Origin of the sequence: Staphylococcus argenteus (assembly GCF_000236925.1) — a bacterium.
Lineage (GTDB): Bacteria > Bacillota > Bacilli > Staphylococcales > Staphylococcaceae > Staphylococcus > Staphylococcus argenteus.
Window position 1 is genome coordinate 118,824 of sequence record NC_016941.1, and the last position, 11,988, is coordinate 130,811.

12 protein-coding genes are annotated in these 11,988 nt (G+C 31.6%); 11 read left to right on the forward strand and 1 reads right to left on the reverse strand.

Going from position 1 to position 11,988, the window contains the following annotated elements; all coding sequences use genetic code 11:
- Nucleotides 1–48: 48 nt before the first annotated feature.
- From SAMSHR1132_RS00520 to SAMSHR1132_RS00565, 10 genes are all read left to right on the forward strand, one after another.
- Nucleotides 49–477, forward strand: a complete 429-nt coding sequence (locus SAMSHR1132_RS00520; RefSeq protein ID WP_100848549.1) for a hypothetical protein — start codon at nucleotides 49–51, stop codon at nucleotides 475–477.
- A 49-nt stretch (nucleotides 478–526) separates the two neighbouring features.
- Nucleotides 527–1,321, forward strand: coding sequence for a hypothetical protein (locus SAMSHR1132_RS00525; protein WP_014373754.1), 795 nt, complete (start codon nucleotides 527–529; stop codon nucleotides 1,319–1,321).
- Between the two features lie 216 nt (nucleotides 1,322–1,537).
- A complete protein-coding gene (locus SAMSHR1132_RS00530; protein WP_000183773.1) occupies nucleotides 1,538–2,314 on the forward strand; it encodes a (S)-acetoin forming diacetyl reductase in 777 nt (258 codons plus the stop codon).
- Nucleotides 2,315–2,639: 325 nt separating this feature from the next.
- Complete coding sequence (locus SAMSHR1132_RS00535; RefSeq protein WP_072324220.1) at nucleotides 2,640–3,620, forward strand: NAD-dependent epimerase/dehydratase family protein; 981 nt, start codon at nucleotides 2,640–2,642, stop codon at nucleotides 3,618–3,620.
- Nucleotides 3,583–4,275, forward strand: coding sequence for a sugar transferase (locus tag SAMSHR1132_RS00540; protein ID WP_000736179.1), 693 nt, complete (start codon nucleotides 3,583–3,585; stop codon nucleotides 4,273–4,275). The genes SAMSHR1132_RS00535 and SAMSHR1132_RS00540 overlap by 38 nt, the downstream gene beginning before the upstream one ends.
- Nucleotides 4,276–4,490: 215 nt before the next feature.
- Nucleotides 4,491–5,666: a glycosyltransferase family 4 protein gene (locus SAMSHR1132_RS00545; RefSeq protein ID WP_000692488.1), complete on the forward strand. Its 1,176-nt coding sequence runs from the start codon at nucleotides 4,491–4,493 to the stop codon at nucleotides 5,664–5,666.
- Nucleotides 5,647–6,885: an O-antigen ligase family protein gene (locus SAMSHR1132_RS00550; RefSeq protein WP_000431249.1), complete on the forward strand. Its 1,239-nt coding sequence runs from the start codon at nucleotides 5,647–5,649 to the stop codon at nucleotides 6,883–6,885. Before SAMSHR1132_RS00545 ends, SAMSHR1132_RS00550 begins: the two co-directional genes overlap by 20 nt.
- Complete coding sequence (locus SAMSHR1132_RS00555; RefSeq protein ID WP_000834079.1) at nucleotides 6,875–8,305, forward strand: oligosaccharide flippase family protein; 1,431 nt, start codon at nucleotides 6,875–6,877, stop codon at nucleotides 8,303–8,305. Before SAMSHR1132_RS00550 ends, SAMSHR1132_RS00555 begins: the two co-directional genes overlap by 11 nt.
- 270 nt (nucleotides 8,306–8,575) lie before the next feature.
- A complete protein-coding gene (locus SAMSHR1132_RS00560) occupies nucleotides 8,576–9,175 on the forward strand; it encodes a superoxide dismutase (protein ID WP_000874680.1) in 600 nt (199 codons plus the stop codon).
- Nucleotides 9,176–9,472: 297 nt separating this feature from the next.
- Nucleotides 9,473–10,174 carry an LPXTG cell wall anchor domain-containing protein gene (locus tag SAMSHR1132_RS00565; protein ID WP_000731945.1) on the forward strand — a complete coding sequence of 234 codons (702 nt, stop codon included), beginning with the start codon at nucleotides 9,473–9,475 and terminating at the stop codon, nucleotides 10,172–10,174.
- A gap of 109 nt (nucleotides 10,175–10,283) precedes the next feature.
- Here SAMSHR1132_RS00565 and SAMSHR1132_RS00570 read toward each other — a convergent pair whose 3' ends face one another.
- Nucleotides 10,284–11,039 (reverse strand): GntR family transcriptional regulator, encoded by a 756-nt coding sequence (locus tag SAMSHR1132_RS00570; protein ID WP_096001295.1) that lies wholly within the window; start codon nucleotides 11,037–11,039, stop codon nucleotides 10,284–10,286.
- A gap of 235 nt (nucleotides 11,040–11,274) precedes the next feature.
- On the opposite strand from SAMSHR1132_RS00570, the gene deoD reads away from it, so the two are divergent.
- Nucleotides 11,275–11,982 carry a purine-nucleoside phosphorylase gene (gene deoD, locus SAMSHR1132_RS00580; RefSeq protein ID WP_000843297.1) on the forward strand — a complete coding sequence of 236 codons (708 nt, stop codon included), beginning with the start codon at nucleotides 11,275–11,277 and terminating at the stop codon, nucleotides 11,980–11,982.
- The last annotated feature ends 6 nt before the right edge of the window (nucleotides 11,983–11,988 follow it).

The window sequence follows — 11,988 nt, forward strand, 5'->3', positions numbered from 1 at the left end:
TAAAATAAGGTATATTAAGGTAAAGTATAAATTTTAAATAAATGGGGAATGAGTATGGATTTAATTATAGGAAAAATAGCAATTTGGATAGGAATCGTAGCTCAAATATGTTATAACGTCGCCATTGTTAGCGTGACAGCCTTTATCTTATATATATATGGTGAAGTACCCAGCCATGTAATGGCTGTTTTAATAGCATTAGTAATAATTGCTATCATAAGTTTACCACTCGTCCTAACAGCCATTAATTTAGAGAATAAAATGGAAGTAAAAGGTGCGCTTTTTATTGTTTATGCGATTGTTGTATTTCGTTTACATAATTACCTTTCGTCAATTTTATGGGTGGTTTGCGGCATTTTTCTGATTTGGGCTAAATATTCAAAAGGTGAATCGACAGACGAAGACGAAAATAAAAATGTTGATAGTGAGAGTACAGAGAATCGAATTGAATCTACAGATAACATAACTAAAAAGTAAAACGAATGCTTAATGAGAAGTATAAATTTTAAATAAATGGGGAGTAGTCATGGTGAAAAATACAGAAATAATATTAATATGGATAGGCATAATTATTCAAATAGCATATGTAGCTGTTATATCTTTATTAATATATATATTTACATTATTCTTTGGATCACTTTTTGGATTTTTACATTTGTTAACGGGTAATCATATTGAAGATTTATTAACAACTCCAATTACATTTATTATATTTGCCACATGTTTAATAATATTTTCGTCCATACCTGTTATCGTAATGGCATTTGACTTATCTAAAGGGAGAATTATAAAAGGTATTATATTAGTTGTATATGCTATTATCGCTTTATTAATAAACAACTTTGTATCTGCAATACTTTGGTTTATTGCAGCTATTTTACTTTTTGTTAGGAAAGAATCGTCAGCTGCTAAAGATACTGTTATTGTTCAAAGTCGCAAAGGAACTTCCGAACAAGCAATACGTTATAAACTTATATACAAATCTTCCTCAACAAAACATAGTGATGACTCAATCAAAGCAGCACATACAGACGAAAATAAAAAAATATTTGATAACAAAACAATCGATATTCATCTTGATTCTAGTGAAATATTGACAAAGATTAACACTGATTCAAATCAAGCGCTATATACAGAGGACACTAGAACTGAATTGGAAAGTAAAGACATGAGTGAACATCCAGAGTTTAAAAATATCGCGACTAAAAATAATGAAGGCTCAAAACAAGAAATACACACAGCTGGTGTAGAATCTAAAAGTGATAGTGATGATACAGAACCTCCAATTGAGTCAAAAAATCATTCATCTAAAAAAGATTAATGACATTACGATAGTGTCTTTCTCAAGAAATTAATTCTTTGAACATAAGATTATTTAAAATAAAATTTTAAGCGCATTGCCAATCATGATAGGTAGTGCGCTTAATTTTTTCTTAAAAGTTTGAATATTTCGTTAAAAAGGGTGTCATTATTGTACTAATCAAATTAAGAGGAGTAAAATGTAATTAAAGAGAAAGTAATTTGAGGAGTGATTTTTATGACAAATAACAAAGTAGCATTAGTAACTGGCGGAGCACAAGGGATTGGTTTTAAAATCGCTGAACGTTTAGTGGAAGATGGTTTTAAAGTAGCAGTTGTCGATTTCAATGAGGAAGGTGCAAAAGAAGCGGCACTTAAATTATCAAGTGATGGTTCAAAAGCTATTGCTATTAAAGCAGATGTATCAAATCGTGATGATGTCTTTAATGCGGTAAGACAAACTGCAGCACAATTTGGTGACTTCCATGTTATGGTTAACAACGCTGGTCTTGGACCAACAACACCGATTGATACTATTACTGAAGAACAATTTAAAACAGTTTATGGTGTTAACGTTGCAGGTGTGTTATGGGGTATTCAAGCAGCACATGAACAATTTAAAAAATTTAATCATGGCGGTAAAATTATTAATGCAACATCTCAAGCAGGTGTAGAAGGAAATCCAGGTTTATCATTATACTGTAGTACAAAATTTGCGGTTCGTGGTTTAACTCAAGTAGCTGCACAAGATTTAGCTTCTGAAGGTATTACTGTAAATGCTTTCGCACCTGGTATTGTACAAACACCAATGATGGAAAGTATTGCAGTGGCAACTGCTGAAGAAGCAGGTAAACCTGAAGAATGGGGCTGGGAACAATTTACTAGTCAAATTGCATTAGGAAGAGTTTCTCAACCTGAAGATGTATCAAATGTAGTCAGCTTTTTAGCAGGAAAAGATTCTGATTATATTACTGGACAAACAATTATTGTTGATGGCGGTATGAGATTCCGTTAATGACGATACACCAAAGATAAATAAATCCTTATTGTTAAGTTTAAAACTTAGCAGTAAGGATTTTTTAGTGCAATTAGAATGAATTGTATTGGATGAAGTCATAAGCTTTTAAATATATGGAGCATTATTATCAATAAAATCATCGCATCATATCCCTCCTTCAATAAAATTGTCGCTCGCATAATAATGAAAAAGACACTGCTATCTAATCTATACCAATAAAAATTCACAAAAATATCTCATTATATTTTTATAAATAAAAAATAGTGATAAAAAGCTTACAATACTTTATGTTTTTGTGATATATTTTTAATGTATAAAAGAGGTGGAAGATGTGGAAAGAGTTTTAATAACTGGTGGGGCTGGTTTTATAGGTTCTCATTTAGTAGATTTTTTACAACAAGACTATGATGTTTATGTTCTAGATAATTATAGAACGGGCAAACGAGAAAATATAAAAAACTTGGCCGAAGATCATGTCTTTGAACTTGATATTCGTGATTATAGTGCAGTAAAGCAAATCATGAAAACATATCAATTTGAATATGTAATTCATTTAGCAGCTTTAGTAAGTGTTGCTGAGTCTGTTGAAAAGCCTATTTTATCTCAAGAAATTAATGTCGTTGCAACATTAAGATTATTAGAAACCATTAAAATATATAATCGCAATATTAAACGCTTTATCTTTGCATCATCAGCGGCAGTTTATGGTAATCTTCCTGATTTACCTAAGAATGATCAATCGTTAATTTTACCGTTGTCGCCTTATGCAATTGATAAATATTATGGAGAGCGAACAACATTGAATTATTGTTCCCTCTATAATATTCCAACATCAGTTGTTAAATTTTTTAATGTATTTGGACCGAGACAAGATCCTAAATCACAATATTCAGGTGTAATTTCAAAAATGTTCGATTCATTTGAGCATGATAAACCATTTACGTTTTTTGGGGATGGCTTACAAACAAGAGACTTTGTATATGTATATGATGTTGTTCAATCGGTACGTTTAATTATGGAGCATAAAGATGCAATTGGACGTGGATTCAATATTGGTACAGGAACATTTACAAATTTATTAGAAGTATATCGAATTATTGGGGAATTATATGGTAAGTCTGTCGAGCATGATTTTAAAGAAGCAAGAAAAGGAGATATTAAGCATTCTTATGCAGATATTACTCATTTAAAAGCATTAGGGTTTGTTCCTAAATACACAGTAGAAACTGGTTTGAAGGATTACTTTAATTTTGAGGTAGATAATATTGAAGAAGTTACGAAAAAAGAAGTGGAAATGTCATAAAAGTATTAATGAAGATTTACATATTAATAAAGAATATGACTATCAAAGAAAATTAGATGCGCTAGAAGAAGTACATAAAGCATATTTCCCAATCAAACGTACAATCGATTTAGTATTAAGTATTATTTTATTATGTTTAACATTTCCAATTATGGTTATTTTTGCAGTCGCGATTGTTATAGACTCTCCTGGAAACCCTATTTATAGTCAGGTTCGAGTTGGGAAAATGGGTAAATTAATAAAAATTTATAAATTACGTTCAATGTGCAAAAACGCAGAAAAAAATGGTGCACAGTGGGCTGATAAAGATGATGATCGTATAACAAATGTAGGTAAGTTCATTCGTAAAACACGAATTGATGAATTACCACAATTAATCAATGTAGTTAAAGGAGAAATGAGTTTTATAGGCCCTCGTCCAGAACGTCCGGAATTTGTAGAATTATTTAGTTCAGAAGTTAAAGGTTTTGAGCAAAGATGTCTTGTTACACCAGGATTAACAGGACTTGCACAGATTCAAGGTGGATATGACTTAACACCAGAACAAAAACTAAACTATGACATGAAATATATACATAAAGGTAGCATGATGATGGAATTGTACATATCAGTTAGGACACTTATGGTTGTTATAACAGGGGAGGGCTCAAGGTAGTCTTAATTTTTTAGAAAATTTGAATTCTTAATTTATATTCAAAATTGTAATCAGTAGTCATGATAAAAAGAGTAAACCCTTGAGACTCATTAATAGAATTAAGCAATACGATAATACGATACTACGCTGAGTGACATTGTAAATGATGGCAACCCATTAGCAGCGATATCATCGTTAAGAAAATGAAAGTACAGTGTTAAAGGGGTTTGTAACAATTGAAAATTATATATTGTATAACTAAAGCAGATAATGGTGGTGCACAAACACACCTCATACAACTTGCGAATCATTTTTGCTTACATCATGATGTTTATGTCATTGTAGGTGACCATGGACCAATGATTGAACAGCTAGATACAAGAGTAAAGGTGATTGTCGTTGATCATTTAGTAGGTCCTATTGATATTAAGCAAGACATATTAGCGATTAAAGCATTAACACAACTATTCTCGAAGGTTCAACCGGATGTCATACATTTACATTCTTCAAAAGCTGGTACAGTAGGTCGTATTGCAAACCTTTTTTCAAAGTCAAAAGGTGCACGCGTAATATTTACAGCGCATGGTTGGGCATTTACAGAAGGCGTTAAATTAGTTAAAAAAATTATATATTTGACGATTGAAAGATTAATGTCACGTATTACAGATTGCATTATTTGTGTTTCAAAATTTGATGAAAAATTAGCTGTGAAGTATCGATTTAATCGATTGAAATTAACTACAATACATAATGGCATTGCCGACGTTCCAGTTGTAAAGCAGACATACAAAAATCATATTCAAGATACATTAATAGAGGTAGATGGAGTAGTTGGAGCTCCAATAAATTCAAATGGTATTCAAGTTGAGCGACCATCACAGCATCAATTTGTCATGATTGCACGGTTTGCTTATCCAAAATTACAACAGAATTTAATTGCAGCCATAGCGATTTTAAAATCACAGTACAGAAAGCATGCACATTTTACATTTATAGGAGATGGACCGACATTAAATGATTGTAAGCAACAAGTGTCACAAGCTGGTTTAGATAATGATGTCACATTTTTAGGAAATGTCATTAACGCGAGCAATTTATTATCACAATATGACACGTTTATTTTAATAAGCAAGCACGAAGGATTGCCAATTAGCATTATCGAAGCTATGGCTACAGGGTTACCCGTTATTGCAAGTCGTGTGGGTGGTATTACTGAATTACTAACGAATAATGGCATATGTGTCAAAAATAATCAACCAGAGACGATTGCTAAAGTATTGGAGAAATATTTAACAGATGGTGATTATGACACATTGAGTAAACAATCGAGAAAACGTTATTTAGAATGTTTTACTGAGGCGAAAATGATTAAAGAAGTGGAAGACGTTTATAATGGAAAATCAACACAATAGTAAATATCTCACATTGTTACTTATCGGTTTATCGATATTCATTCAGCAATCTTCGGTTATTGCTGGTGTGAATGTATCTATAGCTGACTTTATTACATTACTAATATTAGTTTATTTACTTTTTTTCGCTAACCATTTATTAAAAGCAAATCATTTTTTACAGTTTTTCATTATTTTGTATACATATCGTATGATAATGACGCTAATATTACTATTTTTTGATGATTTGATTTTTATTACGGTTAAAGAAGTACTAGCTTCTACAGTTAAATATGCATTTGTAGTCATATACTTCTATTTAGGTATGATTATTTTTAGATTAGGTAACAGCAAAAAAGTAATCGTTACATCTTATATTATTAGTAGTGTCACAATCGGGTTGTTTTGCATAATTGCCGGTTTGAATAAGTCGCCAATACTAATGAAATTACTTTATTTTGATGAAATTCGCTCGAAAGGATTAATGAATGATCCTAACTATTTTGCGATGACACAAATTATTACATTAGTGCTCGCATACAAGTATATTCATAATTACATATTTAAGTTTATTGCGTGTGCCATTCTACTTTGGTCTTTAACAACTACAGGTTCTAAGACAGCATTTATTATTTTAATCGTCCTTGCGATTTATTTCTTTATTAAAAAGTTATTTAGTAGGAATGCAATAAGTGTTATTAGTATGTTGGTTATTATGTTGATATTACTTTGTTTCACATTTTATAACATTAACTATTATTTATTCCAATTGAGTGATCTTGATGCGTTGCCGTCATTAGATCGAATGGCCTCTATTTTTGAAGAAGGATTTGCATCATTAAATGATAGTGGGTCTGAACGAAGTGTTGTATGGATCAATGCCATTTCAGTAATCAAATACACTTTAGGGTTCGGCGTTGGTTTAGTTGACTATGTACATATTGGATCGCAAATTAATGGTATTTTGCTCGTTGCACATAATACATATTTACAAATTTTTGCTGAATGGGGCATTTTATTCGGTGCTTTATTTATCATCTATTTACTGTACTTACTATTTGAATTATTTAGATTTAACATTTCTGGTAAAAATGTAACAGCAATTGTCGTAATGCTGACAATGTTAATTTACTTTTTAACTGTATCATTCAATAACTCTAGGTATGTCGCTTTTATTTTAGGAATTATCGTCTTTATTGTTCAATATGAAAAGATGGAAAGGGATCGTAATGAAGAGTGATTCACTAAAAGCAAATATTATTTATCAGGGACTTTATCAACTTATTAGAACACTAACACCTTTGATTACGATACCAATTATTTCACGTGCGTTTGGACCTACTGGAGTAGGTATAGCATCATTTTCTTTCAATATCGTGCAATACTTTTTAATGATTGCAAGTGTTGGTGTACAGTTGTATTTTAATAGAATTATCGCGCAATCTGTGGATAACAAACAGCAGTTATCTCAGCAATTTTGGGACATATTTATTAGTAAATTACTCTTATCTGCGACTGTATTGGTCATTTACATTGCAACCATAACTTTATTGATAGATGATTACTACATGATTTTCCTACTACAAGGAATTTATATTATAGGTGCCGCGCTTGATATTTCATGGTTTTATGCAGGGACTGAAAAATTTAAGATCCCCAGTTTAAGTAATATTGTTGCTTCTGGCATTGTGTTAGGTGTTGTCGTTATTTTTGTTAAAGACCAATCGGATTTATCATTGTACGTATTTACAATCGCTATCGTAACAGTATTAAACCAAATACCATTATTTATCTACTTAAAACGATATATCATATTTGTGTCGATTAATTGGAAACAAGTTTGGCAGATATTTCGTTCATCATTAGCATACTTACTACCGAATGGACAGCTCAATTTATATACAAGTATTTCGTGTGTTGTGCTAGGGCTATTAGGTACGTACCAACAAGTAGGCATCTTTTCTAACGCATTTAATATTTTAACGGTCGCAATCATTATGATTAACACTTTCGACCTTGTGATGATTCCGAGAATTACGAAAATGTCGACGCACCCATCACATAGTTTAACTAAAACTTTAGCAGATAATATGAATATCCAATTGATGTTAACTATTCCTATGGTCTTTGGTTTAATTGCAATCATGCCATCCTTTTATTTATGGTTTTTTGGAGACGCTTTCGCATCAACTGTGCCATTAATGACCATTTTGGCGATACTCGTATTAATCATTCCATTAAATATGCTGATAAGTAGGCAATATTTATTGATAGTGAATAAAATACGATTATATAATGCGTCAATTACCATAGGTGCGGTTGTTAATATAGTATTATGTTTGATTCTAATATATTTATTTGGCATTTACGGCGCTGCAATTGCACGTTTAGTTACAGAATTTATATTACTCATTTGGTGCTTTATTGACATCACTCAAATCAACGTAAAGTTAAATGTGTTAAGTGCGTTTCAATGTATCATCTCAGCAGTAATTATGTTTATCGTACTTGGGGTGATCAATCATTACTTATCACCAACTATTTATACAACGATATTTTTAATTGTGATAGGTATCGTGGTGTATATTTTATTAATGATGGCTATGAAAAATTATTATTTATGGCAATTACTGAAACATTTAAGACATAAGACTATTTGATATTGGAAATTTCCAGGCTAACAGCTCAGTTGAAAAGGAATGAATCGAAGCGTAATTTTTATTGAAAATTAGTATTTACTTTTTCGTGTTGTGAATTGGAGTAGTTACAAAAAGCTACAAATGCCCTTTTATATTTAAGGTAAAATATTATAGCAATTTCGAATATTTAAATTTTATATAATTGGATATAACAAATAAATAATAATTATTGCAAAACACACCCGAAATTAATTATTATAAAAGTATATTCATAAAAGGAGGAATATACTTATGGCATTTAAATTACCAAATTTACCATATGCATATGATGCATTGGAACCATATATAGATCAAAGAACAATGGAGTTTCATCACGATAAACATCATAATACTTACGTGACGAAATTAAACGCAACAGTTGAAGGAACAGACTTAGAGCATCAATCACTAGCGGATATGATTGCTAACTTAGACAAAGTACCGGAAGCGATGAGGATGTCAGTCCGTAATAATGGCGGTGGTCATTTTAACCATTCATTATTCTGGGAAATACTTTCACCTAATTCTGAAGAAAAAGGTGGCGTAATCGATGACATCAAAGCGCAGTGGGGCACTTTAGATGAGTTTAAAACTGAATTTGCAAATAAGGCTACAACATTATTTGGATCAGGTTGGACATGGTTAGTAGTGAACAATGGCAAATTAGAAATCGTAACTACACCAAACCAAGACAATCCACTTACAGAAGGCAAAACACCAATCTTATTATTTGACGTTTGGGAACATGCCTACTATTTAAAATATCAAAATAAACGTCCGGACTATATGTCTGCATTTTGGAATATCGTTAACTGGGAAAAAGTTGATGAATTATACCAAGCAGCAAAATAATAAAATATAATTAATGAACTAAGGTGGAGCATCTTTAAGGTGTTCCATCTTTTTTACTATCCATATTAGATGTTAATCATTCATATTTTATTGGAACAACACCCGCCTTGTATTGAACAACAGTATTAATGGGGCAACATATTTATAATATATAAATTGATAGAATAAGTAGTTTTTGTGAATTTAAAGTGAAATTTTTATAAAAAATGTAATGATTCAAAAAAATGGTTGCTTTTCTTTTGTAATCATATGATAATATATTTGTAATCAAATTGTAATATAAGGGGTAAGAGAAAAATGAAAAAATTAGCAACTGTAGGATCTATCATTGCAACAAGCACTTTATTATTAACAAGCGTACCTTATCAAGAAGCACATGCCGCTAGCACAGTTTCAAATGTTACAAATCAACAAAATCAAGCTACTCAAAAAGATCGACCATATGGTGGTGTTACACCACAAGGAATGACACAAGCACAATACAATGAATTAGAGAAAGCCGTACCTAAATTGAGTGCAAGTAGTAACATACAAGACTATAATATGAAATTGTTCGATGCCACTCAAAACATTGCAGATAAATACAATGTAACAATTACAACAAATTTAGGTGTTTTTAAACCACATGCTGTTAGAGATATGAATGGTCATGCTTTACCTGTAACGAAAAATGGTAACTTTTATCAAACAAATGTAGATGCAAATGGCGTTAATCATGGTGGGAGTGAAATGGTTCAAAATAAAACAGGACATATGAATCAACAACCAATGATGAACCAAAAGCAAATGGGTCAACATCAAATGATAAATCAACAAGGACATATGCAACAACAAGCTAATATGCAGTCATCACATCATCAAATGAAACATAATGATAAGAAAGTATTACCAGCGGCAGGTGAAAGTGTAACGACAAGTATAGTTAGTGTGAGTGTTGCTTCACTACTTTTAGTATCTGGTTTATTCTTAACATTTAGACGTCGCTCAGCTAACAAATAACATTAGAGCATAACAAAGTAAAAAAATCATGTGATTATCTGAATTGTTATTGTCAATAAAGCAATAGCATGACAGTTATCACATGATTTCTTTTTTATGTCTAAAATATTTAATAATCTGATTGTCTGATTCGAGTTAGCGTTAATTCTGAAATATCTTGAGGAATGTACCATTTATTAATCATAATTGGATATGGCGTTTGAGCATATAGTGTTTCAATAATGAGCCAACAATGCATATCTCCATCAAATACGTGACTTTGATTTTTAAAGTGTGGTGCTTTGGTAATAGACATTTTTAAATCAGATCGATAGGCATTATTGTATATTGTTTGCTCAACAAATATTTTCATGTCATCTTCGTTTTGTGTATTTACTTTAAACGTATCGATTACGTTGAGTGGTATAAAGGTAAAGCAAAATGCATCAGCATACTTGGAATGATTATCCTTTTTTTGATAGTAACGCTCCATAGCAATGACTGCAGAAGGATGATTTGCAAATAAATGATTTGTATATTCGCTTTCTAAGTCTACACGATAGTTAATTGATGACATTGATACTTTTGCTAATAATATTTGATCAAGTGGATGCTTAAATTGATCCATACTTGAAGCGTGTTGGGCATTCGTTTGTGGAATAACGAAGTGTCCCTTCCCTCTTGTACTCTCTACGATGCCATCTTCGGCCAACAATTTTATAGCTTGGCGCAAAGTCATACGACTGACCTCAAAGCGTGCACATAATTCCTTTTCAGTAGGCAGTGCATGGCCACTCGGATATTTTCCTATTTGAATTTCTTTATATAACGTATTATAAATCGTTAAAAACTTTGGTTGTGTTTGCGTCACGTAGCCAACCTCCATAAAGTTACTTTATCACTTTCATCATACAATAATTTTTACTGAATTTGGCAAAATAATAAAAATTAAGCACCGAGTTTACTTAAAAATGGAATTTGCATAGTGCTAGTTTGTATTACTGTAAAATGTTCTAAATATTGTCATAATGTAATGCTTGAAAGCGCTTTTAAAAAATATTATTATATACATGGTTAGACAAATAGACAAATTACTATACAAATATTGGGAGGAATATTTTATGAAATCAACACCACACATCAAGCCGATGAATGACGTCGAAATTGCAGAAACGGTTCTATTGCCAGGAGACCCGTTACGAGCAAAATTCATTGCAGAAACATATTTGGACAATGTGGAACAGTTCAATACCGTGAGAAATATGTTTGGTTATACTGGAACTTATAAAGGTAAAAAAGTTTCTGTTATGGGTTCTGGAATGGGAATGCCATCCATTGGAATATACTCTTATGAGTTAATTCATACATTTGGTTGTAAAAAATTAATCCGTGTTGGTTCTTGTGGTGCAATGCAAGAAAATATTGATTTATACGATGTAATTATTGCACAAGGTGCTTCTACCGACTCAAATTACGTGCAACAATATCAGTTGCCAGGACATTTTGCACCGATTGCTTCTTATCATTTATTAGAAAAAGCAGTTGAAAAAGCACGTGATAAAGGTGTGCGCCATCATGTAGGAAATGTATTATCAAGTGATATTTTCTATAACGCGGATACAACTGCAAGTGAGCGTTGGATGCGTATGGGTATTTTAGGTGTAGAAATGGAATCAGCTGCATTATATATGAATGCGATTTATGCTGGAGTTGAAGCATTAGGTGTGTTTACAGTGAGTGACCATTTAATTCATGCTACGTCAACAACACCTGAAGAAAGGGAACGTGCATTCACTGATATGATTGAAATTGCACTGTCATTGGTGTAGATAATT